Genomic DNA, 24,427 nt, shown 5'->3' with positions numbered 1-24,427 from the left:
CACCCCGGTGGCCTACCCGACGTGCTCCGACAGCACCACCCGCGACCGGAAGTGCCGGTACCCGGCGCGCTCGAAGGCGGCGGCCATCGGGCGGTTCCCCAGGTCGGTGTCGGCCCGGACCTCCCCGGCACCCGGTTGTGCGGCGAGGACCGCGGTGATCTCGGCGAGGATCTCGTCCACGTAACCCTTGCCCCGATGGCCGGGCAGCACCCCGAGGTAACCGACCGCGAGCCCCACGTAGTTGGCGGAGGGAATGCCGAACCCGACGACCTCGCCCGCCGCGTCGCGGGCCACCCGCCACCAGGACCGCTCGCCGACCAGGTCGTCCCGGTAGACCGCCAGATCGCTGCGGGCCTGGGCCTCGGACCCGATCTGCTCGGCCTCCGCCCGGCTGCCCGCGTCGAGGGTGCCCTCCAGCACCTGCTGGAAGAGGTCCACGAAGACCTCGTCGTCGGGCTCGGCCTCGAAGGTCAGCTTCCGGGAGGCCGGCTCCCGCAGCCCGTCCTGCGGCGTCCACTCGTACCCCAGACGCTCCAGGAACCCCACGAGCCCGGCGGCCCTCGCCGCTTCCTCCCGCCAGGCGAGCGCCTCGGCCACCTCGGGCCGGTCCCGGAAGTCCCCGGGCAGGAAGATGTGGAACGCGGGCGCCTCGGCAGCCCCCGCCTCCTTGAACGCGGCATGCGCGGCAAGGAGCAACTCGGTCACCAGCGTGGCCCGTTGACCGTCCGTCACGCGCGAGGCGTCGACGTAGACGGCATCGAGCGCACCGGGCGTGGCGTGCCCCAGCGGCCCCCACCAGACGGCGACCGCGAGCGGCCCGCCGTCGCCTGACGGGTCCTCAGCGATCCAGGTCCAGGCGAGACGGTACTGGCCGTCGGCGAGCTTGCTGCGATACGCGTCGGCCGACAGGACGCTCGCCGGATCCGCCACGAGCAGCGGAAGAACACCGTCGAGATCGGCCTCGGCGGCCGAACGGAAGACGACGGAAAGGGAGTTGACGGAACGGAAAGACACTGTGCCTCCACGGCGGTAAAGCGAGGAGGCGCCACCAGATCGGCTGGGCTGATCAGTTGAGGTGGTTCTCGCAGACCCGGCAGACGTGCACGGGAGCGGCGGGAACGATCTGGAGCGCCGGATTCGGGGTGAACATCGCGGCCTCCCTTCTCTTGTACGTCAGTCCATCGCCCGGCCTTGTGGCCGACGCCCGACACCGTAGGCCCCCGGCGATCAAGGGGCAAGCGAATATCGCCGACCGGGACGGGAAGCCGCACCGGCCCCACGCCCGTCACGCCCTCCCACGCTCCGCCCGTCGCCCCCGGCGCGTACCGCCTCCAGGGTGTGCGCCGGCCCGTCGGCCGTGGGCACGGCGGGACGTCGTACGGCTGCCTCGCAGGCGAGGATGTCCGCCGCCTTGCGGAGGGCATCGCGGCCTGGATGGTTCCATTGCCGCACCCCAGTTCTTTCGCGAAGTCCCGGACGCGGGGCAGCCGCGTGTCCGGGACGTGGTGGAGCAGGGCCAGTGCGAGGCGGCGGGCGGCGAGCCCGTTGCGGGAATCGTGGGGGAGGGAACGGGCTCGGTGAAACGGATGTGGCTGCGCGGGAACCTTCGTGCGGGTGCCGGACACGTACAGAGCATGGAACTGAACGACGCCGGCCCCGCCGCACCGGTCGGAGGGATGTCCGACCGGGAGCTGTGGGCGCAAGCCGTCGACGGTGACCGGGAGGCCTTCGGCCGGATCTTCGACCGTCACGGCAAGACCGTCTACAACCACCTGTTCCGGCGCACCGCCGACTGGTCGGAGGCCGAGGACCTCACCTCGACCGTCTTCCTGCACGCCTGGCGCAGACGTACGGAGACGGTCCTCGACCGGGACTCGGCCCTGCCGTGGCTGCTGGGCATCGCCGACCGTCTGGTGTCCAACACCAGGCGCCGGCTGCGGCGGGCCGAGGCCCTCCTCAACCGGCTCGTCTCGCACGACGAGCCGGTGGTCGACCACGCGGACCGGGTGGCGGGCCGGGTCGACGACGAGAGACGCATGTCGGAGATCCACCGGGCGCTGGCCCGGCTGCCCCGCCACGAGCGCGAGGTCGTCGAGCTGTGCCTGTGGTCCGGTCTGGACCAGCAGGCGGCCGCGACGGCGCTGGGGGTGGCGGTGGGTACCGTCAAGTCCCGGCTGCACCGGGCCCGTCGGAGGATGGGCGCGGATCTCCTGGCCGGAGCCTCGGTTCCGGCGTCCTTCGGTTCCACACGTCCCGTCCACGCGGAAGAGGTCGCACGATGAATCACTCGCAGGGCGTTCCTGCGGCTCCTTCCGACCGTGATCTGCCGGACCACCGGCGGACTCGTGAGGAGCTCCTGATGAAGATCGAAGAAGACAGCCACCGTCCTTCCGCGCGTCGCAAGTGGGGTGTGCCGCTCGCGGTCGCCGGCGGTGTCGCGGTGATGAGCGTCGCCGCCGCGACCGTCCTCGGCGGCAGCGGGGGCGGGGAGGCCAAGCCGGTGCTCGCCGACCCGGCCGGGAACCCGACGCGCACCGGGTCGCCGACCCCGGGCCCGGCGGACGGCGCCCAGGCGAAGAAGGAGGGCAAGGCGTCCCCGTCGCAGGGGGCCGGTACGACGTCCTCCGGCAAGACCGCCCCGCAGAAGTCGGTCTTCACCGTCACCAGCACGAAGACGACCCCGATCGACGCGAAGGCGACGGCGAAGATCCTGGCCACCTGCCTGGGCAAGGACGCCTCGCGCTACCAGCCGGTGGTCGCGCTCCGCGCCCCCGTCGCCGCGCCGGACCAGGACGGCACGGTCCTCGCCGTGGACGCGGACAAGAAGTACGTGGAATGCGGCGCGAAGGGCGACAAGGGCACCAGCTCCAGCCACCCGCCCACCTTCATCAACGACCGCCTGTGGAGCACCGGCAAGCAGATCGCGTACTTCAACTCCACCGGCACCCCCATCGGCAAGCGCAAGCAGCTCGTGGTGGGCTCCGGGCACTACACGGAAGGCATCGCCAAGGTCACCGTCAGCTACGGCGACGACCCGAAGCAGTACCCCACGGTCATGGGCGGCGGCGCGTTCGCCTACGCGGCGGAACTCTCCGCGCCCTCCGTGCCGAGCCAGGAGGACTGGGGCCTCGACGCCAAGATCCACGCCTTCGACGCCTCCGGCAAGGAGGTCTACAGCCAGCTGAAGGACCCGGAGTTCAACTAGTCGTACGGATGTAGTCGTACGGATGCTGTCCCCGGCCCGGAGAGGTGCCGGGGACAGCCGTCTGCTCACGCCGCCCGGTCGGGCAGCTTTCCCTTGACGACCTTCCCCCCGGCGTTGCGCGGCAGTCCGGGGACCACCACCAGGTCCTTGGGCATCTTGTACGAGGCCAGCCGGCCCCGGAGGAAGTCGGTCAGCCCGTCCAGGGCGAGGGCGGTGCTGGGCGCCAACGTGACGTACGCGACCGGGACTTGACCCCAGCGCTCGTCCGCGCGGCCGGCCACCGCGACCTCCAGCACCGAGGGGTGCTCGGCGACGGCGTTCTCCAGTTCGGCGCAGTAGACGTTCTCGCCGCCGCTGATGATCATGTCTTTCTTGCGGTCGACCACCCAGACGAAGCCGTCCTCGTCCTGCCGGACCAGGTCGCCGGAGTGGAACCACCCTCCGGCGAAGGCATCCGCGGTCTCCTGCGGCTTGTTCCAGTAGCCGCGGCTCACCGTCGGACCCCGGTAGACGATCTCGCCGACCTCCCCGAGCGGCACGTCCTTCATCGCCTCGTCGACCACGCGGTACTGCACGGTCGGGATCGGCCGGCCCACCGAACCCAGCTTGCGCAGCGCGTCCTCGCCGCGCAGGACGCAGGTGATGGGCGAGGTCTCGGTCTGCCCGAACACCGCGACGTTCAGCGCCTCGGGGAAGCACGCGCTCATGGCCCGCAGGGTCGCGTCACTCGCGGGGGCGGCGCCCCAGCTGATCACCCGCAGCTTCAGATCGCGGTCGGCGATGCCGGGCTGCGCGCAGATCAGGTCCCACTGCTGGGGAACGTTGAAGACGACGGTGGCGCCCTCCTGTTCGTACGCGTCGAGCACGGCCTTCGGGTCGAAGGCGCCGAGCGGGTGGATCACCACCGTGCCGCCGACCAGCAGGTTCGCGACGATCGAGCCCAGCCCCGCGATGTGGAAGAAGGGGGCGGTGAGGAAGCCGACGTCGGAGTCGTCGAACATGTCCATCGCCTGGATGCAGGTGAGGGCCTGCACCTGCATGTTGCGGTGCGAGAGCATCACCCCCTTCGGCCGTCCCGTGGTGCCGGAGGTGTACATGATGAGGGCGGTGGACTCCTCGCTGATGTCGGGGAGTTCCATCGGCGGGTGTGCGGTCAGGAAGTCCTCGTACGCGAAGTGGCCTGCGGGAGTGTCCGGTTCACCTTCCGGTTCGCCGATGACGATCACCGTACGGATGTCGGTCGCCGCCGGTGCGGCGCGCAGCAGCGGCAGCAGGCGTACGTCGACGACGATCGCGGACGGTGTGCAGTCGGCGAGGATGCCGTCCAACTCCGGTGGTGCGAGGCGGAAGTTGAGCGGCACCGCCATGGCGCCCAGGCTGTTCGCGGCCAGGACGCTCTCCACGAACCACGGGTGGTTCAGGGTGAGCAGGGCGACCCGGTCCCCCTCCCGCACCCCCCGGTCGGCGAGCGCGGCGGCCAGCCGCAGTGAGCGCTCGGAGAGCTGGGCCCAGGTCGTGGTGGCCCCGAGATGGCGCAGGGCGGGGCGGTCGGGGCGCATCAGTGCGTGGGTGGCGGTGTGCGCCATCCAGTGGTGACGGAAGGACCAGGCGGGAGCCGTATCCGCGGACATGCCACTCCTTGCACTCGGACTGCACTCGGAAGGGAGGGTGTGGGGGTGGGTGCAATCATGCCCGCGCGACGACCGCCCCAGAAGGGTTTTGTTAATCAAAAATCACTTGGATGTGAATCATGAGTCACATGGGGCCCGCTCATCCCGCCGAGGCCTTCCGAGCGTGTCGCCACCCTGTGATTGACTTGCCGCATGCCTCTGACCCCGTACGTCGCGCCCTTCCGGTGAGCGCCGATCCGCTCGCGGCCGCGCGGCCGCGCAACCGTCGCCAGCTCATCTCCGAAGCGGCCGGCCGCGTGTTCAGCGAGCGCGGGTACCACGCGGCGTCCATGGCGGACATCGCCGCCGAGGTCGGCATCAGCGCGGCGGCCCTGTACCGGCACTTCCCCAACAAGTACGCCCTGTTCACCGAGTGCGCGCACACCACCGTGGACCGGCTGGTCGGCGCCCTGGACGGGCTGCCCGCCGAGGCGGACCTGGCGGACGTGCTGCGGGCCGTCGCCCACGTCGCCGTGACCCACCGCGCCTCGGGCGGGCTGTACCGGTGGGAGGCCCGCTACCTGGAGCCTGCGGACCGCCGGCTGCTGCGGGCGAAGTTCGCGCGCGTGGTGGGCCGGGTGACCGAGGCGGTGCGCCGCGAACACCCCATGGAGACCGCCGAGTTGCGTGCCGTGTCGGCCCTCGGGGCCATCGGCTCCATCACCATGCACCACGTCTCCATCACCCAACGCCGCGCCGAGGAAGCCCTGGTGGCGTCCGCGCTGCGGGTGGCCGCCACCGACCCCGCCGCCCTCACGGGCGTACCCCGGTCCGCCGAACCGCCCGCCCGCACGGTGCCGCAGACGCGGCGCGAGGAGATCCTGGCCGCCGCCGTCCCGCTGTTCGCGCGGGACGGCTTCGCCAAGGTCACCAACGGGCAGATCGCCGCGTCGGTCGGACTGGTCCCCTCCGCGATCTACCGGCACTACCCCACCAAGACGGACATCCTGGTGGCGGCCTGCCTGCAGGCGGCGGAACTGCTGACCGGGGCGGTCGACCGCAGCCTCGCCGGAGCCGGAGGGCCGCGCGAGGCACTGGTCGCGCTGGCCGTCACGTACGTGGACTACAGCTTCGAGCACACCGCGCTCACTGGCGTCGCCGAGGCCGAGGTCGTCGGCCTCCCGGACGGTCTGCGCCAGCCGCTGATCCGGGCGCAGCGCGACCACATCGCCGTGTGGGAGCGCCAACTCCTGCTCGTACGAACGGACGTGGATCCCCGGCAGGCCCGCCTGCTCGTGCACGCGGGGTTCGGAGTGGTGGTCGAGAGCGGCCGTCTGCTGCGCTGGCGGGACACCCCGGAGAACCGCAGCGCGGTCACCGCGCTGGTGGTCGGCGCCCTCGGGCTGGAGTGAACGGCGACGGACTGAGTGGCGACGGAGACGGACTGAGTGGCGACGGCGCCCCGCGAGCGGACCGCGGGGCGCCTGGTCCCGCCAGGTCTCAGGCCCCCGGCCGGTTGGCGCCGGGCAGCGTGATCAGCGTCTGCGTCGGCGACGTCCCGTTGTTCAGGAACATCATCGCCACACCCCGGATGAACTGGTCGAAGAGATGGAGCGCCTCCGGGGCGACCGGCGAGAGACCCTCCCGGAACCTCACGTACACCGGCCACGCCACCTTGATCAGACCGCGCATGACCCAGTCGCGCGGCAGTCCCAGCCAGTCGGCGTACTTGTCGCCGATCAGATAGCGGACCATCTCGTTGACGAACCCGCTGGTCAGCCCCAGGGTCGCGTCCTCGATGTAGCCGATCAGCGTCTTCGCGAGGTTGATGCCCTCGGCCGTCGGCGCGACGACCGGCCACAGCATCTGGTCGGCCTGCTTGAGCGCCTCCTCCCAGCTCGCCGGGATGAACTGGCGCTGCACGCCCAGCAGATGGAGCGCGACCTGCCAGGCGTGCAGGTCGGCGGCCTCCTCCTGCTCCGAGACCTTGATGCCCCACTTCTTCATGTTCTTGTACGCGACGGTGGCCACGGAGTGGAAGGTGATCAGGATGTCGCCGTTGCTGATGGGCTTCGGCTGGTCCGAGGTCTCCATGAAGCGCTTGGAGGTCACCAGCAGGTTGCGGACCACCGAGTGCACCAGACGCGTCTTGTTGGCGCTGACGACGAAGAAGCCCTGCGGCTGCCAGGTCGTCGGGCTGTGCAGGTCGTATCCGAAGGTGAAGGTCTTGGCCGCGCGCTCCTTCATGTTCGCGCCGCCGGCCGACCAGTACACCGCACGCGCCTCTCGCGGGATGACGGTGGAGAGGATGCCGCTGCCCAGGCTCTCGGACACGAACAGATAGCTGTTCAGGCGCTTGTAGAGCTTCTCCGAGGCGGCGAGCAGGGCGGGATCGGCCCAGGAGGGGAGCTTGTTGACGTCGCGCAGGTAGTCGGTGAGGTAGCCGGGCAGGCCGGCCGGCAGGGCGTCGCTGTTGCGGTTCCACGCTCTCCAGGCCTTGTTGACCGAGTCGATGGAGCCCTCGGCGAGCAGCCGCGCCGCGACGTCGTCCGCTACCGGGTCCCAGACCTGGAACGGGTCGGCGACGGCGTCGGTCCCGGCGAGCGAGCCCTTGGAGGACCACGACCAGGCCTGCGGGGCGCTCGTCACGGCGGTGAGACCCAGGACGGCGCCGATCGAGAGGGCGCGCCTTCGAGTGAGATCTTCCATTTACTTGTCTGCCTTCCACGCGGTGGGGCAGCGCATCCCGGGCTTTCCGGAAGCGCCCACGGCACCAACTTCGGGCGGGTCACTTGCTGGAACCTCGGGGGAGTCACCTGCTTGTTCCCCGATGTGATTTCCGATTAACATAATGATGCGTCAAGTGGTCAGCAAGACCCGTGCACGCGGCAATCCGAGACCGTGCACGCGCACCCCGCCGCCCTCCGCAAGGCCCCCTCCCTAGGAGCCCCATGAGCACGGAGCAGGACACCACGGCACCACCACCCGGGACTGCGGGCGGCTCGCGCCCCCGCTGGGTGACCGACGGACTGATCGACCAGTGGTGCGCCTGGGTGCACCGCGACGAGACCCGTCCGCATGCGGTCGAACCCCGCACCGCCCTGGCGCCCTTCGACCTGTCGCCGATCGCGCCCGTCCCCTCCTGCGCACCCCGGGACGTCTCCGCGGCGGTCGCGGCGGCCTCGGCCGCCCAGCACCGGTGGGCCCGCCTGCCGCTCGCCCGGCGCGGCGAGATCGTGCTCGCCTTCCACGACCTGCTCCTGACCCGGCAGGACCAGGTGCTCGACCTCATCCAGTGGGAGACCGGCAAGTCCCGCTACCACGCCTGGATGGAGGTGGCCCAGGTCGCCACGATCGCCCGGCACTACGCCCGCCGCGCCGCCCGCCACCTGGCCCCCCGCCGCGTACGCGGAATGGTCCCCGGCCTGACCAGGGTCACCCAACTTCGCGTCCCCCGGGGCGTTGTGGGCATCGTCTCCCCCTGGAACTACCCCCTCTACCTCGGCGTCGGCGACGTACTCCCCGCCCTCCTGGCCGGAAACGGCGTCGTCTCCCAGGCCGACCCGCAGACCCCCCTGACCCTGCTCTGGACCCGCGCCCTGCTCGACGAGGCGGGCCTGCCCACCGACCTGTGGCAGATCGTCGCCGGTGACGGACCCACCGTCGGCAATGCCCTGGTCGACGCGGTCGACTACGTCTGCTTCACCGGCTCCACCGCCACCGGCCGCACCGTCGCCGAACGCGCCGCCCGCCGTCTGACCGGCGCCTCCCTCGAACTCGGCGGCAAGAACCCCCTGATCGTGCGCGAGGACGCCGACATCCCCGGGGCGGCGGCCGGCACCGCCGTGGCCGCGTTCACCAACACCGGCCAGATGTGCATCCACGTCGAGCGCGTCTACGTGCACGAGAAGGTGTACGACGCCTTCCGCGACGAACTGGTGCGGGTCACCGAGTCGTTGCGGTTGGGGAGTTCGTACGACTACGACAGCGACCTGGGTTCACTGGTCTCGGCGGCACGGCTCGCGGGGGTCACGGCCCACGTCGAGGACGCCGTCGCGAAGGGGGCCAAGGTCCTCATCGGGGGCCGGGCGCGCCCCGACCTCGGGCCGCTGTTCTACGAGCCCACGGTCCTGGAGGGCGTCACCCCGGAGATGGACGTCTGTGCGGCGGAGACCTTCGGGCCGGTCGTCTCCCTGTACCCGTACGCCACCGACGACGAGGCCGTGGCGCTGGCCAACCGGGGGACGTACGGTCTCTCCGCGTCGATCTGGTCCAAGGACACCCGGGAAGCCGCCCGGCTGGCGGCCCTCCTCCGCTCCGGATCGGTCAACGTCAACGACGGCGCGGCAGCGGCTGCGGGCAGCATCGAGGCCGAGATGGGCGGCATGGGCGACAGCGGACTCGGCCGCAGGCACGGCGCGGAAGGCATCCGCAAGTACACCGAGAACCAGACCGTCGCCGTGCAGCGCCTCATGCCGCTCGGGCCGCCGCTCGGTCAGTCGGCACTGAAATTCGTCCGGACGACCAACCGCCAACTGGCCCTGCTGCGGAAGCTGAGGGTGCGATGAGCGGCGACGAGAAATCCGTGCGGGAGCGGTGGGAAGCGCTGCGGAACGCGGCCGGACCGGTCGACGCGGACGCGCTCGACGCGCTGTGGGCCGACCTGGAACCCGTCGGCGCCGCGTCGATCCTCGGCTCCTGGCGGGGCTTCGCCTTCCCGACCGGCCACCCCGTGGAGAAGCTGCTGGCCCGCAGCCGGTGGCACGGCAAGCGGTTCCTGTCCGTGGAGGACGCCCAGCCGCTGATCTGCCGTGCGGAGGACGGGAGCCTGTACTCCGACACCACGTCGGGGCGGGGCGCGGCCAGCCTCTGGAACATCGAGTTCCGGGGCGAGACGACCGCGACCATGGTGTACGACGGCATGGCGGTGTTCGACCACTTCAAGCGGGTGGACGACAGCACGCTGCTCGGCGTCATGAACGGCAAGGCAGCCGCCGTCTCCGACAGCGGGCACCTCTTCTACTTCGCCCTGGAACGGGAGCACTCCGCCCCGGAAAACGAGCCGGAGTGAAGGTCTCCGCCGTCCTCTCGCGCGGCACCGCCCCCAGCGAACTCGTCCCCGCCGAGCTGGACGACCCCCGCTCCGACGAAGTGGTCGTACGGATCGAGGCGGCCGGCCTGTGCCACACCGACCTCGTCACCCGGCGCAGGCTCGGCGAGCGCCCGGCCGTCCTCGGCCACGAGGGCTGCGGCACCGTCGAACACCTGGGTTCGGCGGTCACCGGCCTCGCGGTCGGGGACCGGGTGGTGGTCTCCTTCGCCTCGTGCGGCGGCTGCGACCGGTGCCGGGCCGGACTTCCCGGGTACTGCGCCTGGGCGAGCGCCCTCAACGGCTCGGGACGCAGACTCGACGGCTCGCCCACACTGCACGTCGACGGCGAGCCGGTCTTCGGCTCCTTCTTCGGGCAGTCGTCCTTCGCCACGGCCGCGTTGACCGACGCCCGCTCCTGCGTCGTCGTCGGGGACGTCTCCCCGCAGGCGGTCGCGCCGCTGGGGTGCGGGTTCCTGACCGGGGCGGGCGCGGTGCTCAACGTGCTGCGCCCGGGGCCCGGCGACCGGCTGCTGGTGATCGGTGCGGGCGGGGTCGGCTCGGCCGCCGCACTCACCGCGCTCGGCGAGGGCGTCGAGGTCGTGGTGGCGGAGCCCGCCCCGGCCCGGCGGGCACTCGTCGAGCAGTGCGGCGCCGAGGTTGTCGCCACGCTGGACGGGCCGCTTCCGCCGGTGACCCATGCGCTCGACACCACCGGGCGGCCCGATGCGATCACCCGCGCGCTGGAACTGCTCCGGCCGTGCGGTGCGCTCGCCCTGGTCGGGCTCGGTCCCGCCGAAGTCGCCGTCGACGTACGGTCGTTGATGATGCGCGGGCTGCGCGTCCACGGCTGTGTGGAGGGCGACGCCGACCCCGCCGTACTCGTCCCCGAACTGGTCCGGCGGCACCGGGCGGGCCGACTGCCCCTGGACCGCCTGGTCACCCCGTACCCGCTCGCCGACCTCGACCGTGCGGTGGCCGACCACCGGGCGGGCCTGACGACCAAACCGGTGCTGATCCCGGCGAGCTGACCGACGTACACACGCGAAACCTGGCATACGCCCACGATCCGAAACCGAGGTTCCGATGACCGGTGTGATCTCCGCCGAGCGGTCGCTGTACGAGGACGAGCACGAGCTCCTCCGGGACACGGCCCGCGCCTTCGCCGACAAGCACGCCGCCCCGCACGCCGAGCGGTGGCGGGCCGAGGGCAAGGTCGACCGCGCCCTCTTCGAGGAGGCATCCCGGGCCGGCATCCTCGGCTTCAACATCCCCGAGGAGTACGGCGGCGGAGGTGTCACCGACTACCGCTTCAACGCGGTGATCGGCGAGGTGTTCTCCCGCCACCCCGCCGCCGACGGCCTCGCGGCGATCACGCTCTCCAGCGACATCGTGATCCCGTACTTCACCGACCTGACCGACGCCGCCCAGAAGGCCCGCTGGCTCCCCGGCATCGCCGCCGGGGAACTCGTCGTCGCGGTGGCGATGACCGAGCCCGGCACCGGCAGCGACCTGGCCGGAATCGCCACGACCGCCGTCCGCGACGGCGACGACTACATCATCAACGGCAGCAAGGTCTTCATCTCCAACGGCCAGAACGCCGACCTCGTCGTCACCGCCGTCCGTACCGGCCCCGGCCGCCACGACGGCATCAGCCTGCTGGTGGTCGAGACCGACAGGCCGGGCTTCTCCCGGGGCCGCAACCTGGAGAAGGTCGGCCTGCACGCGCAGGACACCAGCGAACTCTTCTTCCAGGACGTCCGGGTGCCCGCCGCCAACCTGCTCGGCGAGGAGGGCGCGGGCTTCTCCGCCCTGATGCGCAATCTGCCGCAGGAGCGGATCTCGATCGCCGCGAACGCGGTGGCCTCCATCGAAGGAGTGCTGGAGCGGACCCTCGCCTACGTCAAGGAACGCCAGGCCTTCGGCCGCCCGATCGGCACCTTCCAGAACACCCGCTTCGAGCTGGCCGACATGGTCACCACGGCCCGGGTCGGCCGCGCCTACCTGGACGACCTGCTCGCCCGCCACTCGCGCGGCGAACTGACCGCCGTCGACGCGGCATCCGCCAAATTCTGGGCGACCGAGAACTACGTCGCCATCGTCGGACGCTGCGTCCAACTCCACGGCGCCTACGGCTACATGATGGAATACCGCATCGCCCACGACTACCTCGATTCGCGGATCTCCACCATCTACGGCGGCACCACCGAGATCATGAAGGAGATCGTGGGCCGCGACCTGGGTCTGTAGACCACCGGGCCCGAAGTGGGGGTCCTCCCACCGCGTTTGCCGCTCTTCCCGCAGGGACACAAGCCTTCCATCGCACAGCACCTCGGGGCACCTCTTCCCTGACGGCCCGCCCCGCAGGTGCGGAAGGGCGGGGCCATGGGCGGCGACACGTCGGCGGCACGGACGGACGGACGACACGTACGGTGGCGCGGCCGGCTGACGACGGGAGGCCTCGTCGGCGCGGCCCTGCTCTACAACTCCTGGCTCCTGGAGACGGCCGTCCCGACCCGACTCGACCCCCGCCACTCCTACGTCAGCGAGCTGTACGCCGCCGACCAGGCCACCCGCCCCCTGTTCACCGCCTTCGAGTTCGGCTCCGCGGCCCTCCTCGTGCTGGCGGCGCTGGCCTGGCGCAGACAGGGCGGGGGCCCCGGCTGGTGGGCGCTGGTCGGCTTCGGCGCCGCGTCGACCGCCGACGTGCTGCTCCCGATGGACTGCGCCCCCTCCCTGGAACCCGGGTGCAACGCGGTCCACCCCCTCCACACGGTGACGAGCGGCCTCGTCCACTTCTTCCTCTTCGCATCCATGGCCTGGCTCGCCTGGTGGGCGAAACACCATCCGGAGCAGGGCGGTTGGCGCACGGTGGGCCGCTGGGGGCTGCCCCTGACGGGCGCGGCCATGCTCGCGGCCCTCGCCACCGTCGGCCCCCTGCTGGAACATCCGGGCTGGCACGGCGTACCGCAACGGCTGCACCTGCTGTTCGTCGGCGGGTGGCTGCTGCTGTTGGCGTACGGAGTCCACGCCGGCGGAAGCGTCCGCGCGGCCCACCCGGTGCGGGCCACCACCGCGCCCCTCCTGCGCGGGGGCAACCGGTTCCCACGCGGGGGCTCGGGCACACTGCCGGGGTGAGCTTCACGGACGGGGTGAACCTTACTGCCGGGGCGGGCTTTGCGGACTGGGGCGGCCCGGCGCTCGGCGCGGCCTTCGCCGTACTGACCGCCGCCGCGAACGCCGCGGGCACGGTGCTCCAGCGCGTTGCCGCCCGCACCGTGCCCGAGAACGACGCCTTCAGCCTCCGCCTGGTGGGTCATCTGCTGCGCAACCGGGCCTGGTTCGCGGGGATCGCCGTGATCGTCCTCGCGGCCGTCTGCCAGGCGGCCGCCCTGACCTGGGGCTCGCTCACCCTCGTCCAGCCCATCCTGGTCGCCGAACTCCCCCTGGCCCTCCTCTTCGCCCATGCCTTCACCCGCACCCCGATGCCACCGGGAGGCTGGAGGGCGTGCCTGCTCACGTCCTGCGGGCTGGCCCTGGCACTGGGCGCCGCCGCACCCGCCGAGGGCAACAGGCCGGTGGGCGGCGTGACGTGGACGGCGGCCGTGGCCGTCGGCTCGGCCTCGGTGGTCCTGTGCGCGGGATGGGCGGTACGGCGGCCGTACGGGAAGGCACGGGCGGTGCTCTTCGGCCTGGGCAGCGCGATCGCCTACGGCCTGACGGCGACCCTGATGAAGAGCGCCATGGCGCACCTGGAAGAGGGAGGCGTCCCGGCACTGCTCACCGCCTTGCAGACGTACGGCTGTGTGGCGGCGGGCGCGGCCGCCCTCTTCCTGCTCACCAACGCCATGGGTTCCGGCCCCCTGTTCGTGTCGCAGCCCGCCCTCACCCTCGGCGAGGCGGCCGCCAGCCTCGTGCTCGGTGCGGTGCTCTTCGGGGACCAGGTCCGTACGGGGTGGTGGCTGGCGCCGCAGGCCCTCGGCGCGGCGCTGACGGTGTACGGGGTCCTGCTGCTCACGCGTGCGCAGCCCGCTCCGCGGCAGTGAGCAGGCGTTGGCCGAGTTCGCGGACGCAGTGGCGCAGTTCCTCGCCGCCGGTGACGCGGAACGGGGCGGGCAGCGCGGCGAGTTGCTCCGCGTACCACCGGGGATTGCTGGTCGTGCCGGTGAGCCGGCAGGTGGTGGCGTCGACGGGCTCCAGCCGTCCCAGGCTCGACGGCACGAGGTGTGCCACCGTGCCGTACGGGGCGTCGACGATCACTTCGGCGGTGTACTCCCAGCCGACCGCGAGATGTTCCTCCAGGACGGCGACGGGGTCGAGCCCGACCGGCGGGTCGAAGACCTCGGCCAGCAGTTCCACGGTGCGGATGCGGTCGATCCGGTACGCCCGGCGGCCGTCGGAGGTGTGCGACCAGCACAGCAGGTACCACCGGCCGTGGCGCACCACCACCGCCCACGGGTCGACCTCGGTGTCGTACTGCGCACCCGCCTCCGAGCGGTAGGCCAGCAGGACCCGCCGGTGCTCCGAGCAGGCCCGGACGAGTTCGGCCGTGGCCCCAGGGTCGGGCCGGGCGGCGGCCCGGTCGGGCACCGGCGCGGCGGCCCGGCGTACGGCCTCCGCCTGGGCGGCGACCGGCTCCGGCAGCGCGCGCACGATCTTGCCCAGCGCGCTGCCGACCGGGCCGGTCGTGTCGTTCGCGTCGTGGTGCCCGTCCAGGACGGCCATGACCAGGCACAGGGCCTCGGTCGCGCTGAACGTCAGCGGGGGCAGCCGCAGACCCCGGCCCAGCCGGTATCCGCCGTACGGGCCCCGGTCGGAGTCCACCGGGATGTTCGCCTCGCGCAGGATGCCGACGTACCGCCGGGCGGCCCGCTCCGAGACACCGAGCCGGTCGGCGAGCCGGGCGGCGGTGATGCCGGGGAAGGACTGGAGGAGTTCGAGGGCCAGCAGCGCACGCGCGGTGGGGCTCGTGTCGGATTCCATCGGGTCCCCCTGCGCGTGATCGCCGCGATCTTCTCTGCGCGTTCTTCTCTGCGCGTTCTTCTGCGCGTTTCTCTGCGCGCGACTGTTCCGGTCGTAGATCGTCCGGAACCGACCCTAGCGTGACCTGCATGAACGACCACATCGCCCTGAACACCACGATCCACGAACCCTCGAACACCGCCGGCGAGGCCGAGCTGCTGCTCTTCGCACTCGACCGCTCCCGCGCCCAGTTCGCCTGGAAGTGCGGCGGACTGGACGCCGCCGGTCTGAACCAGTCGCTCCCCCCGTCCACGCTCACCCTCGGCGGCCTCCTCAAGCACCTGGCGCTCGTCGAGGAGTGGTACGCCATGGACTTCACCGGCGAGGCACCCGGACCGCCGCTGGACGCGCCCGAGGCCAGGACCGACCCCCAGTGGGTGTGGCGCTCGGCCGCCGACGACACCCCCGAGGAGCTCTACGCCCTGTGGCAGCGGGCCGCCGAGCGCTCGCGCGCTGCGATCGCCAAGGCCCTCGCCGAGGGCCGCCTCGACGAGCCCGCGAAGAACACGGCGTGGCCCGACGGCTCCGCACCGAACCTGCGGCGCATCGTGGTGGACCTGCACGACGAGTATGCCCGCCATGTCGGCCACGCCGACCTGCTGCGCGAGGCCGTCGACGGTCTCACCGGGGAGGACCCGCCGCAGTAGCGCCCGAACGGCCCGCCGTTCACGCGCCCCGGCCGGGCGGCACGCGCAGCGACTCCACCGCGAGGCGGGCCGCCGTGCCGATGGCCGCGTCGGCGGCGGGCTGGTTCGCTGCTGTGCGGGCGGCGCGGGTGAAGACCGCGACGGCGTAGCGGCCCCCGTCCGGGTACTCGACCACGCCCACCTCGTGACGGAGCGTCGGCAGGGTGCCCGTCTTGCCCGACACGCGTACGTCGTCGAACGGGAAGCCGGAGGCCAGCCGGTGCGGCCACACCTGGTGGGCGAGCATCGAGCGGAGTTCGGCCGCGCGCTCGGGCGTGCACGCCTCGTCGTGCCAGAGGGCGGCGAGGAGGCGGGTCAGTTCGCGCGGGGTGCTGCGGTTGGTGCGCTCGGGGTCCAGGACGCGCAGGCGGGTGGTCAGGCCGGGGTCCACCAGCAGGCGGGCCTGGTCGCCGCCGCAGTCCTCGTCGATCGTGGCGAGCAGGTCGCGGCCGGTGTGCACGGCCAGGGTGCGGGTCAGACCGAGTTCGGTCATGGCCCGGTTCACGCCGGCCAGGCCGACGCGGTCGTAGAGGACGTCCGCCGCCGCGTTGTCGCTGACCGTGAGGGCGAGGGCGAGCAGGTCCCGCAGCGACATGCGCACCGGGTCGCGGAGCATGGCCACGCCCGTGCCGCCGGGGGTGCGGCCGTCGACCGGGACCTCGACCTGTTCCGTCGGGTCGAGGGCTTTGGTGTCGGCGAGCCGCTGGACCGTCACGGCCAGGCACAGCTTGTGCGTACTGGCCGTGCTGACCAGGGAGTCGGCGCCGATCCCCACCTCCGCGCCGCTGTCCAGGTCCAGCGCGTGCAGTTGGCCCGTGACGCCCGCGTCCGCGAACACCGCACGCAGCCGGGTGCGCACCGCGCCGGTCGCCGCCCCGCTCATACCGTGAACCCCAGGCGCGGAACCGGCGCCCCGAGACGTCCTGCCGCGACGGTCTGTGCCACCGGGATCATTCCTCCGTACTCGGCCAACGCCGCTTCCACCACCGCCGCGAACAGTTCCACCGCCGGATCGCCCTGACGGCTGCGCAGCCACGCCGACGACACCCGCTCCAGGAGCGGCGCACCGGCGAGTTCGCGCCACACCGCCCCGGCGGGCACCTCGCGCTCGCGCGGGGCGAAGGCGACGGCCGTGCCGGACAGCACCATGCCGGTGACGAACGCCGGATCGCGGCCGGCGATCACCGTACCGGGTTCGAAGCCGTGCCTGCGGCAGGTGGCCAGGATCTCGTCGTGCAGGGCGGGGCCGGAGGGGCGGGGGAAGAGCACCAGGTCACGGCCGGTGAGTTCGCCGAGCGCCAGGGGTCCCGCCGGGGCGCTGCCGTCGTCCGGGACGACCGCTCCCAGGGGGCGGGACATCACTTCGCCCAGCGCGAGACCCGCCACGTCCACCGGGTGCCGCAGCACCCCGGCGTCCAGGCTCCCGGCCGCCAGCTCGGCCAACTGCGCCTGGGCGCCCCGCTCCCGCAGTTCGAGCCGCACCCCGGGCGAGCCCTCCCGGAACCCGCTGACCAGCGCGGCCACCACCGCACTGTCCAGCTCCGGCGGCACCGCCGCCCGCAGCAGCCCGGCCGCACCGCTGCGCACCCGGGCCGCCATCCCCTCCAGGGCGTCGGCCCGCTCCAGCAACGGCCGGGCCTCGGCCAGCATCAGCCGGCCGCCCTCGGTCAGCTCCGCGCCCCGGCTGGTCCGGTCGAAGAGCCGGACCCCGTACTCCCGCTCAAGCCGCTGGATGCGCTGCGACAGCGACGGCTGCGCCATGCCGAGACGTGCCGCGGCCCGCCCGAAGTGTCCTTCCTCGGCGACCGCCACGAAGTAGCGCACATGCTTGATGAGGTCCATGAACAGGCATCATAGGCATTTGGGTATGCGTTTCGCCGGGATAGGACTGTTGGACGCCGGTGCGCGGAGCCTGTTCTGATCGCCGCATGTCCGACACGACACACGCCGCGAGACGGCGCCGCCCCTACCTGCTCTTCCTCCTCGTTCTGGTGCTGGTCGCCGGTGCGGGCACCGCCGCCTGGCGGCTGCTGCGCGGGGGAGAGGAGAAGGACGCACGGGCCGTGGCCGTGGACGCCTTCCTCGACGCATGGGCCTCCGGCGACGCGCAGGCCGCCGGGCGCGCCACCAGTGACCCGGCCAAGGCCGCCGCCCGGCTGGGCGCGCTCGCCAAGGACCTCCCCGGCACGCGTTTCGAGCTGCGGCGCGGCGAGCACATCGGCGCAGCCGACGGCGGCCGGTACGCCTTCCGCGTCACCCTGCACCTCAAGGGCGGCGAGCGCTTCTCGTACGACTCCGCCGCGCCCCTGACGAAGACCGGCGACGACTGGCGGGTGACCTGGAGCCCGGCGGTCGTGCACCCGAGGCTCACCGACGGCAGCAAGCTCGCCGCGACGAGCGAGTCCCGGCGCGCGGAGATCCTGGCCGCCGACGGCACCCCCCTGGGCGGGCTCGCCCCCGCGCTGGTCGGCGCGCCCGGCAAGAGCGGGCTCAACTACCGTTACGAGAAGCAGCTCGCCGGACGTCCGGCGACCGGCGTGGCCATCGTCGGTACCAGCACCGGCCGCACCCTGGCCACCCTGCACACCTCGAAGGGGGCGGGCGGTACTCCCGTACGCACCACGCTCGACATACCGGTCCAGAAGGCCGCCGAGGCCGCGCTGCGCGGGCTGTCGAAGAACGCGGCGCTCGTGGCGGTCCGCCCCAGCACCGGCGAGATCGTGGCCGCCGCCGACAACCCGCCCACGGGCACCAACCGGGCGCTGCGCGGCCAGTACCCGCCCGGCTCGGACTTCAAGGTGGTCACGGCCGCCGCGCTGATCGGCGGCGGGATGGGCACGAGCACCCCGACGCCGTGCCCGAAGTACGAGACCGTCAACGGGCAACGGTTCGAGAACCAGGACCTCTTCCAGCTGCCCACAGGCGCCACCTTCGCCGACGACTTCGCCCACTCCTGCAACACGGGCATCATCGCCCTGCGCGACCGGCTGACCCCGCGCTCGCTCACGGACACCGCGAAGGCGTTCGGCATCGGGCAGAGCTGGGACGTCGGCGCGGTGACCTACGACGGCTCGGTGCCGGTGACCACCAGCGCCAACGACCAGGCCGCCGCCATGATCGGGCAGGGCCGGGTGCAGGCCAGCCCGCTGGTGATGGCCTCGGTGGCGGCGACCGTCAAGGACGGCACCTTCCGTCAGCCGGTGCTCGTACCGGACGCGGTGAAGCGGCGGGCGAAGGCCCCGACGGAACTGGAGCCCGCCGTCGCCTCCCAACTCCGCACGCTCATGCGGGCGGTGGTGACCGAGGGCTCGGGGAAGGCCCTGCGCGGGATGCCGGGCGAACCCGGCGCGAAGACCGGCACGGCCGAGTACGGCGACGAGAGCCCGCCGCGCACGCACGCCTGGTTCATCGGCTACCGGGGCGACCTGGCCTTCGCCGTACTGATCGAGGACGGCGGCTCGGGCGGCAAGGACGCGGGCCCGGTGGCGGCGGCGTTCCTGAAGGGGCAGCGCTGAGGCGGCCGGCCCCGGGAGTTCCCCCGGGGCCGGCCGCCCGCGGGCCCCTGCCCGGTGCTGCCGTGCCGCGGTGCGCGCGTCGTCGTCAGACGGGTCGTACCGGGATGGTCCGCGTGCCGGCCTCGGCCTCGGGGACCGGGACCGTGATGGTCAGCACGCCGTCCTTGTACGCGGCCGCGGCGTCGTTGCCGTTGGCTCCGGCGGGCAGCCGGACCGCGCGGGCGAAGGCCCCGTAACGGAACTCGGTGTGCTGCTTGTCGGTGAGTTCCGCGTGGCGTTCGGCGCGCAGCGTCAGGATGCCCTCGGTGACGGTGAGTTCGACGTCCTTCGCGGCGTCGATGCCCGGGAGTTCCGCACGCAGGGTGTAGATGCCGTCCGTGAGGGACTCCTCGATGCGGATGCTGTGCAGGCCGGATGTGCTGTGCAGGCCGGGGATGCCGGCCTCGACCCAGCCGAACAGGTCCGGAATCAGAGTCGGCCAGTTCGACCGACGCTCGGTCACGCCCGTCATGTCGTCCTCCTTGTCGGGTTGCTGCTCTCATGTCCCGTTCTCAGCGTCCCGCGGCCGGGCGCGGGTGCGCGAGTGCCGACGGGCCCCGCGGCGGGGGCCGTTCGGCACCGCACCGGGCCCGCCCGGCCCCGGGTGTTCGCGGCGGGGCGGCGGGAGGCTCGTACCGGACGTGTGGAGGAGACGCACGGATCGGACGCCGGCGTCGACGCGTCCCCGTCGCTGATCGTCGGGAGGGTCGGTCCATGAACACCGAACCCATGAACACCGAACCCGGGAATGCCCGTCCCATGAACACCGGGCCCATGAACACCGGGCGCTCGAACGCCGCGCCCGCGAACGCCGCGCCCGCGAACGCCGCGCCCGCGAACGCCGGGCCCGTGAACGCCGCGCCCGTGAAGCCGCCGCCCGCCGGGTACCCGGTCCGGCTCGCGGCCCGCTGCGACGCGGCCCCGTCGCGCTGGCTGTGGCTGGTCAAGTGGCTGCTGGCGCTGCCCCACTACCTCGTGCTGGTCCTGCTGTGGGCCGCCTTCCTGGTGGTGGGCGTCGTGGCCTTCTTCGCCGTCCTGATCACCGGCCGCTATCCGCGTCCGCTCTTCGACTTCAGCGTGGGCGTGCTGCGCTGGAGCTGGCGGGTGGGGTACTACGCGTACGGCGCGCTCGGCACCGACCGCTACCCGCCGTTCACGCTGCACGACGTACCGGGCTATCCGGCGCACTTCGACGTCGCGTATCCGCAGCGGCTCTCCCGGGGGCTGGTGCTGGTGAAGTGGTGGCTGCTCGCCCTGCCGCACTACCTGATCCTGAGTCTGCTGCTGGGCGGTGTGCGGGTGCCCTGGGCGGCGGGCGGACTCCTCGGCGTGCTCGTCCTGTTCGCCGGGATCGCCCTGCTGTTCACCGGCCGCTACCCGCGCGGCATCTTCGACCTGGTGGTCGGAGTGAACCGGTGGATGCTGCGGGTGGCCGCCTACGCCGCTCTCCTGACGGACGCCTATCCGCCGTTCCGCCTCGACCAGGGCCCGGAGGAACCCGGGCGCGAGGTGCGGTCATGACCAGCACCGTGCTCGTCGCGGCCTTCCTCTTCGCACACGGTCTGATCCACCTGCCCATGTGGTGGGTCTCCGCCGACGCGTCCGCACCGTTCGACCCCCGGCACTCCTGGGCGTGGAAGCGCTCCGGGACGGCCTCCGTCGTCCTCGCCACCGCCACCGCCGTCCTGTACGTCGTGGCGGGGGCGGCGCTGGCCGCGCAGGCCGGTGCGTGGTCGGCCGTGGCGGTCGCGGCCGGGGTGACCGGGCTGGTCCTCAAGGCGGTCTGGTTCCACCCCTGGCTGTCCTTCGGCGTACTGCTCGACGCCGGGGTCGTCGCGGCCGCCGCCCTGCACTGGCCCGCCTCGCTCCCGTGACGGCCGCCGGACGGTACGGGGGCCCAACGGCCCCTGTACCGAACCGCGTTCCCGCCGGAGGCTGGGCCCACGGCCTCGACCGTCGTACGAGACAGGAGGGCAGCCCGTGACCTTCGCCCACCGCCACCCCCACCGCCACCGGCCCGCGGTGCCGCACCCGGCCCCCGCTCTGAGCGGCGTCGAGGCGGTCGTCCTGGACACCGACGGCGTGATCACCGACTCGGCCCGGCTGCACGCCCTCGCCTGGCAGGCCGCCTTCGACGCCTTCCTGCGGCAGTACCCGCCGCTCCGCCCCGACCAGCGCCGCCCCTTCGACGTCGACGAGGACTACCCGCGCTTCGTGGACGGCAAATCGCGCCAGGACGGCGCGGCGGCCTTCCTCGCCTCGCGCGGCATCGCCCCCGAGCCCGCCCTGGTCCGGGACGTCGCCGCCGACAAGGACACGCGGTACGTCGAACGGCTGCGGCAGCAGGACGTCCTGGCCTTTCCCGGGACGGTACGCCTCCTGCGCGCCCTGCGCCGTGCCGGTATGCCCCTCGCCGCGGCCTCCGCCTCCCGGCACGCCCGTGAACTCCTCACCCGGGCAGGGGTGTTGAGCCTCTTCGACGCCCTGGTCGACGGCGGCGAGGCCGCCCGCCTCGGGCTCCCCGGCAAGCCCGCCCCCGACCTCTTCCTGGAGGCCGCCCGCCGGCTGGGCGTCCCCGCGCCCCGCACCGCCGTCGTCGAGGACGCCCTCGCCGGGGTCGAGGCGGGCAGGCGCGGCGGATTCGGCCTGGTGATCGGTGTGGACCGCACCGCCCTGCCGGACGGCTCTGCCGAACTGCTGCGCCACGGAGCCCAGTTGGTCGTGCACGACCTCGGCGAACTGCTCACCGGAGAGGCACCGGAATGAGGGACACGGACGGGACCTGGGAGTACGAGGGGCACACCCCCGAGCAGGAGGCGCTCAGGGAGTCCCTGTGCACCCTCGGCAACGGCTACTTCGCCACCCGCGGCGCCGCCCCCGAGTGCGCGGCGGACGGGGTGCACTACCCGGGCACGTACGCCGCCGGCTGCTACAACCGGCTGCACTCCGTGGTGGCCGGACGCCGGGTGGAGAACGAGGACCTGGTCAACCTGCCCAACTGGCTTCCGCTGCGGTTCCGTCCGTACGGGCAGGACGGTCCCGGTGACTGGCTCCGCCCGGACTCGGCATCGGCGCACGGTCACCGGCAGACCCTCCTGCTCTCCTCCGGACTGCTGGAGCGGACCGTGCGGTACGTGCTCCCGGGGCACGGCACCCTGCGGATGCGGCAGCTGCGCCTCGTGCACATGGGCGACCCCCATCTGGCCGCCCTGCGCACCGAGTTCACGGCCGAGGACTTCACCGGGTGCCTGGACGTCGAGGCGGCACTCGACGGCGGTGTCACCAACGGCGGCGTGCACCGCTACCGCGACCTCGACGGCCGCCACCTCGTCCACGTGCACACCGGCGAGGGCAGCCCCGGCACGGTGTGGCTGCGCTGCCGCACCAGCACCTCCGACATCCGCATCGCCCTGGCGGCCCGGCTGACCACCGACGCGGCAGCTCCCGCCGGGGCCGCCCCGGCCGTCCGGCACGACGGGCGTCGCGTCGTCCAGGACCTGCGGCTGCGGCTCACCCCCGGCACCACCGTCACCGTCGACAAGACCGTCGCCCTGCACACCTCCCGCGACCCCGCCATCAGCGACCCGCTGCACGCCGCACGCGACCGGGTGGCCCGCGCCCCCGGCTTCGACGCACTGCTGGAGAGCCACCTGACCGCCTGGGACCAGCTCTGGCGGCGGGCCGCCCTGGACGTGCCCGGGGAAGCGGGACGCATCCTGCGGCTGCACCTCTTCCACGTGCTCCAGACGCTCTCCCCGCACACCGCCGACCTCGACGTGGGCGTGCCCGCGCGCGGACTGCACGGCGAGGCGTACCGGGGACACGTCTTCTGGGACGAGCTGTTCGTCCTGCCCTACCTCGACCTGCACTTCCCCGAGGTCTCCCGCGCCCTGCTCACCTACCGCCACCGCCGCCTGGAGCCCGCCCTCACCGCCGCCCGGGACGCGGGGCTCACCGGGGCGATGTACCCGTGGCAGAGCGGCAGCGACGGCCGGGAGGAGACCCAGAAACTGCACCTCAACCCCCGGTCGGGGCGCTGGCTGCCCGACCACTCGCACCTTCAGCGGCACGTCGGCTCGGCGGTCGCGTACAACGTCTGGCAGTACTGCGCGGCGAGCGGGGACACCGAGTTCCTGCACACCAAGGGCGCGGAGATGCTGCTGCAGATCGCCCGGTTCTGGGCGGCCTCGGCGACGTACGACGAGGGCATCGGTCGGCACCGCATCCGGGGGGTGGTCGGCCCCGACGAGTACCACGACGCGTACCCGGACGCGTCCGGGCCGGGGCTCGACGACAACGCGTACACCAACGTCATGGCCGCCTGGGTCCTCGCCCGCGCCCTGGAACTGCTGGACCTGCTGCCGGAACCGCGCCGTCGCGAACTCGCCGAGCGGATCGGGCTGGACGGCGGCGAACTGGAGCTGTGGGAGGAGGTGTCGCGGACCCTGCACGTGCCGTTCCACGCAGGTGTCGTCAGCCAGTTCGAGGGGTACGGCGAGCTGGCCGAACTGGACTGGGAGGGATACCGCAAGCGGTACGGGAACATCCGCAGGCTCGACCGGATCCTGGAGGCCGAGGGGGACTCCGTCAACCGCTACCAGGCCTCCAAGCAGGCCGACGTGCTGATGCTCGGCCATCTGCTGCCGCCGGAGGAACTGCGCGCGGTGTTCGCCCGGTTGGGGCACTCGCTCGACGCGGACACCTGGCGTCGCACCGTCGGCCACTACCTGGCCCGCACCAGTCACGGCTCGACGCTCAGCGCGCTCGTCCACGGGCACGTCCTGGCACGGGTGCGGCGGGCCGACGCGTGGAGCCACTGCCTGGAGGCGCTGCGGGGCGACGTCGCGGACCTCCAGGGCGGCACGACCGGCGAAGGCATCCATCTCGGGGCGATGGCGGGCACCCTCGGCTTCGTGCAGCGGGGGCTGACCGGGCTGGAGACCCGGGGCGACGTGCTGCGGCTCGACCCCGCGCCGCTGCCGCAACTGTCCTCGTACGGCTTCTCGTTGCGCTACCGGGGGCACTGGGACGTACGCCTGCGGATGACGCCGGGGCGGCTGGAGGTGAGCGTGCCCGCCTCCGACCGGCTGCCGATCGAGATCCGGCTCCCCGGGCAACGGGTGTCGGTGGCGCCCGGGGAGTCGTACAGGCTGTCGTTGCCCGGGGGGACCCCCGGGACGGATGAGCCGTGAATTCCGGCCTTCCGCGGTCCGGACCCTTCCCCCCGCCCGGCCCGTGGATACGGTGGACTGCGCGGCGAC

22 protein-coding genes and 1 pseudogene are annotated in these 24,427 nt (G+C 72.8%); 15 read left to right on the top strand and 8 right to left on the bottom strand.

Going from position 1 to position 24,427, the window contains the following annotated elements:
- Positions 1-12 precede the first annotated feature (12 nt).
- Positions 13-1,014 carry a GNAT family N-acetyltransferase gene (locus IE269_RS14775; protein WP_189823408.1) on the bottom strand — a complete coding sequence of 334 codons (1,002 nt, stop codon included), beginning with the start codon at positions 1,012-1,014 and terminating at the stop codon, positions 13-15.
- A gap of 407 nt (positions 1,015-1,421) precedes the next feature.
- Positions 1,422-1,520: pseudogene (locus IE269_RS43130) on the bottom strand (GntR family transcriptional regulator YhfZ); the annotation flags it as partial.
- A gap of 114 nt (positions 1,521-1,634) precedes the next feature.
- On the opposite strand from IE269_RS43130, the gene IE269_RS14770 reads away from it, so the two are divergent.
- Together IE269_RS14770 and IE269_RS14765 are read left to right on the top strand one after the other, a co-directional pair.
- Positions 1,635-2,282, top strand: a complete 648-nt coding sequence (locus IE269_RS14770) for an RNA polymerase sigma factor (RefSeq protein WP_189823407.1) — start codon at positions 1,635-1,637, stop codon at positions 2,280-2,282.
- A 77-nt stretch (positions 2,283-2,359) separates the two neighbouring features.
- Positions 2,360-3,205 carry a hypothetical protein gene (locus IE269_RS14765; RefSeq protein ID WP_189823406.1) on the top strand — a complete coding sequence of 282 codons (846 nt, stop codon included), beginning with the start codon at positions 2,360-2,362 and terminating at the stop codon, positions 3,203-3,205.
- Between the two features lie 65 nt (positions 3,206-3,270).
- Here IE269_RS14765 and IE269_RS14760 read toward each other — a convergent pair whose 3' ends face one another.
- The gene (locus tag IE269_RS14760; RefSeq protein WP_189823405.1) at positions 3,271-4,836 is read right to left on the bottom strand and encodes an AMP-binding protein; all 1,566 of its coding nucleotides are present in this window, start codon (positions 4,834-4,836) and stop codon (positions 3,271-3,273) included.
- A gap of 185 nt (positions 4,837-5,021) precedes the next feature.
- Between IE269_RS14760 and IE269_RS14755 the strand changes: the two genes are divergently transcribed.
- Positions 5,022-6,227 (top strand): TetR/AcrR family transcriptional regulator, encoded by a 1,206-nt coding sequence (locus IE269_RS14755; RefSeq protein ID WP_438817555.1) that lies wholly within the window; start codon positions 5,022-5,024, stop codon positions 6,225-6,227.
- A gap of 88 nt (positions 6,228-6,315) precedes the next feature.
- On the opposite strand, the gene IE269_RS14750 is transcribed toward IE269_RS14755, so the two are convergent.
- Complete coding sequence (locus tag IE269_RS14750) at positions 6,316-7,524, bottom strand: oxygenase MpaB family protein (RefSeq protein ID WP_189823403.1); 1,209 nt, start codon at positions 7,522-7,524, stop codon at positions 6,316-6,318.
- Positions 7,525-7,766: 242 nt separating this feature from the next.
- Between IE269_RS14750 and IE269_RS14745 the strand changes: the two genes are divergently transcribed.
- The 6 genes from IE269_RS14745 (at position 7,767) to IE269_RS14720 (ending at position 13,950) form a co-directional block, all read left to right on the top strand.
- On the top strand, positions 7,767-9,383 hold the full coding sequence (locus IE269_RS14745) for a succinic semialdehyde dehydrogenase (RefSeq protein WP_189823402.1): 1,617 nt from the start codon (positions 7,767-7,769) through the stop codon (positions 9,381-9,383).
- Positions 9,380-9,886, top strand: a complete 507-nt coding sequence (locus tag IE269_RS14740; RefSeq protein WP_189823401.1) for a DUF4334 domain-containing protein — start codon at positions 9,380-9,382, stop codon at positions 9,884-9,886. The genes IE269_RS14745 and IE269_RS14740 overlap by 4 nt, the downstream gene beginning before the upstream one ends.
- Positions 9,883-10,935, top strand: coding sequence for an alcohol dehydrogenase catalytic domain-containing protein (locus IE269_RS14735; protein ID WP_189823400.1), 1,053 nt, complete (start codon positions 9,883-9,885; stop codon positions 10,933-10,935). Before IE269_RS14740 ends, IE269_RS14735 begins: the two co-directional genes overlap by 4 nt.
- Positions 10,936-10,990: 55 nt before the next feature.
- Positions 10,991-12,154: an acyl-CoA dehydrogenase family protein gene (locus IE269_RS14730; protein WP_189823399.1), complete on the top strand. Its 1,164-nt coding sequence runs from the start codon at positions 10,991-10,993 to the stop codon at positions 12,152-12,154.
- Between the two features lie 135 nt (positions 12,155-12,289).
- Positions 12,290-13,042, top strand: coding sequence for a DUF998 domain-containing protein (locus IE269_RS14725; protein WP_189823398.1), 753 nt, complete (start codon positions 12,290-12,292; stop codon positions 13,040-13,042).
- A complete protein-coding gene (locus IE269_RS14720) occupies positions 13,039-13,950 on the top strand; it encodes a DMT family transporter (protein WP_229897693.1) in 912 nt (303 codons plus the stop codon). The genes IE269_RS14725 and IE269_RS14720 overlap by 4 nt, the downstream gene beginning before the upstream one ends.
- On the opposite strand, the gene IE269_RS14715 is transcribed toward IE269_RS14720, so the two are convergent.
- Entirely contained in the window at positions 13,919-14,887 is a 969-nt protein-coding gene (locus tag IE269_RS14715; protein WP_189823397.1) for a helix-turn-helix transcriptional regulator, read from the bottom strand. The genes IE269_RS14720 and IE269_RS14715 overlap by 32 nt on opposite strands.
- Before the next feature lie 128 nt (positions 14,888-15,015).
- Between IE269_RS14715 and IE269_RS14710 the strand changes: the two genes are divergently transcribed.
- Complete coding sequence (locus IE269_RS14710; protein ID WP_189823396.1) at positions 15,016-15,573, top strand: DinB family protein; 558 nt, start codon at positions 15,016-15,018, stop codon at positions 15,571-15,573.
- A gap of 19 nt (positions 15,574-15,592) precedes the next feature.
- Here IE269_RS14710 and IE269_RS14705 read toward each other — a convergent pair whose 3' ends face one another.
- Together IE269_RS14705 and IE269_RS14700 are read right to left on the bottom strand one after the other, a co-directional pair.
- Positions 15,593-16,495, bottom strand: coding sequence for a serine hydrolase (locus IE269_RS14705; RefSeq protein WP_189823395.1), 903 nt, complete (start codon positions 16,493-16,495; stop codon positions 15,593-15,595).
- The gene (locus IE269_RS14700; protein WP_189823394.1) at positions 16,492-17,454 is read right to left on the bottom strand and encodes a LysR family transcriptional regulator; all 963 of its coding nucleotides are present in this window, start codon (positions 17,452-17,454) and stop codon (positions 16,492-16,494) included. Before IE269_RS14700 ends, IE269_RS14705 begins: the two co-directional genes overlap by 4 nt.
- Before the next feature lie 86 nt (positions 17,455-17,540).
- On the opposite strand from IE269_RS14700, the gene IE269_RS14695 reads away from it, so the two are divergent.
- Positions 17,541-19,127, top strand: a complete 1,587-nt coding sequence (locus tag IE269_RS14695; RefSeq protein WP_189823393.1) for a penicillin-binding transpeptidase domain-containing protein — start codon at positions 17,541-17,543, stop codon at positions 19,125-19,127.
- An 85-nt stretch (positions 19,128-19,212) separates the two neighbouring features.
- Here IE269_RS14695 and IE269_RS14690 read toward each other — a convergent pair whose 3' ends face one another.
- Positions 19,213-19,638 carry an Hsp20/alpha crystallin family protein gene (locus IE269_RS14690; protein WP_189823392.1) on the bottom strand — a complete coding sequence of 142 codons (426 nt, stop codon included), beginning with the start codon at positions 19,636-19,638 and terminating at the stop codon, positions 19,213-19,215.
- 242 nt (positions 19,639-19,880) lie between these two features.
- Between IE269_RS14690 and IE269_RS14685 the strand changes: the two genes are divergently transcribed.
- The 4 genes from IE269_RS14685 (at position 19,881) to IE269_RS14670 (ending at position 24,358) form a co-directional block, all read left to right on the top strand.
- Positions 19,881-20,687 carry a DUF4389 domain-containing protein gene (locus tag IE269_RS14685; RefSeq protein WP_229897692.1) on the top strand — a complete coding sequence of 269 codons (807 nt, stop codon included), beginning with the start codon at positions 19,881-19,883 and terminating at the stop codon, positions 20,685-20,687.
- A complete protein-coding gene (locus IE269_RS14680) occupies positions 20,684-21,040 on the top strand; it encodes a hypothetical protein (RefSeq protein WP_189823391.1) in 357 nt (118 codons plus the stop codon). The genes IE269_RS14685 and IE269_RS14680 overlap by 4 nt, the downstream gene beginning before the upstream one ends.
- A 106-nt stretch (positions 21,041-21,146) precedes the next feature.
- A complete protein-coding gene (locus IE269_RS14675) occupies positions 21,147-21,932 on the top strand; it encodes an HAD family hydrolase (protein ID WP_438817554.1) in 786 nt (261 codons plus the stop codon).
- On the top strand, positions 21,929-24,358 hold the full coding sequence (locus IE269_RS14670) for a glycoside hydrolase family 65 protein (RefSeq protein WP_189823390.1): 2,430 nt from the start codon (positions 21,929-21,931) through the stop codon (positions 24,356-24,358). Before IE269_RS14675 ends, IE269_RS14670 begins: the two co-directional genes overlap by 4 nt.
- Positions 24,359-24,427: the final 69 nt, after the last annotated feature.

The sequence above is a fragment of the Streptomyces spiroverticillatus genome (assembly GCA_014650415.1).
Classification (GTDB): Bacteria; Actinomycetota; Actinomycetes; order Streptomycetales; family Streptomycetaceae; genus Streptomyces; species Streptomyces spiroverticillatus.
Note: the sequence above shows the minus strand (reverse complement) of the source record. Positions and strands in the feature narration are given on the sequence as shown.

Excerpts from the sequence above, each read along its gene's own strand:
- IE269_RS14745 (WP_189823402.1), top strand. The coding sequence starts at position 7,767 with ATGAGCACGGAGCAGGACACCACGGCACCACCACCCGGGACTGCGGGC.
- IE269_RS14670 (WP_189823390.1), top strand. The coding sequence starts at position 21,929 with ATGAGGGACACGGACGGGACCTGGGAGTACGAGGGGCACACCCCCGAG.
- IE269_RS14710 (WP_189823396.1), top strand. The coding sequence starts at position 15,016 with ATGAACGACCACATCGCCCTGAACACCACGATCCACGAACCCTCGAAC.
- IE269_RS14770 (WP_189823407.1), top strand. The coding sequence starts at position 1,635 with ATGGAACTGAACGACGCCGGCCCCGCCGCACCGGTCGGAGGGATGTCC.
- IE269_RS14725 (WP_189823398.1), top strand. The coding sequence starts at position 12,290 with ATGGGCGGCGACACGTCGGCGGCACGGACGGACGGACGACACGTACGG.
- IE269_RS14750 (WP_189823403.1), bottom strand. The coding sequence starts at position 7,524 with ATGGAAGATCTCACTCGAAGGCGCGCCCTCTCGATCGGCGCCGTCCTG.
- IE269_RS14680 (WP_189823391.1), top strand. The coding sequence starts at position 20,684 with ATGACCAGCACCGTGCTCGTCGCGGCCTTCCTCTTCGCACACGGTCTG.
- IE269_RS14730 (WP_189823399.1), top strand. The coding sequence starts at position 10,991 with ATGACCGGTGTGATCTCCGCCGAGCGGTCGCTGTACGAGGACGAGCAC.
- IE269_RS14765 (WP_189823406.1), top strand. The coding sequence starts at position 2,360 with ATGAAGATCGAAGAAGACAGCCACCGTCCTTCCGCGCGTCGCAAGTGG.
- IE269_RS14760 (WP_189823405.1), bottom strand. The coding sequence starts at position 4,836 with ATGTCCGCGGATACGGCTCCCGCCTGGTCCTTCCGTCACCACTGGATG.
- IE269_RS14695 (WP_189823393.1), top strand. The coding sequence starts at position 17,541 with ATGTCCGACACGACACACGCCGCGAGACGGCGCCGCCCCTACCTGCTC.
- IE269_RS14685 (WP_229897692.1), top strand. The coding sequence starts at position 19,881 with ATGAACACCGAACCCATGAACACCGAACCCGGGAATGCCCGTCCCATG.
- IE269_RS14700 (WP_189823394.1), bottom strand. The coding sequence starts at position 17,454 with ATGGACCTCATCAAGCATGTGCGCTACTTCGTGGCGGTCGCCGAGGAA.
- IE269_RS14715 (WP_189823397.1), bottom strand. The coding sequence starts at position 14,887 with ATGGAATCCGACACGAGCCCCACCGCGCGTGCGCTGCTGGCCCTCGAA.
- IE269_RS14740 (WP_189823401.1), top strand. The coding sequence starts at position 9,380 with ATGAGCGGCGACGAGAAATCCGTGCGGGAGCGGTGGGAAGCGCTGCGG.
- IE269_RS14690 (WP_189823392.1), bottom strand. The coding sequence starts at position 19,638 with ATGACGGGCGTGACCGAGCGTCGGTCGAACTGGCCGACTCTGATTCCG.
- IE269_RS14705 (WP_189823395.1), bottom strand. The coding sequence starts at position 16,495 with ATGAGCGGGGCGGCGACCGGCGCGGTGCGCACCCGGCTGCGTGCGGTG.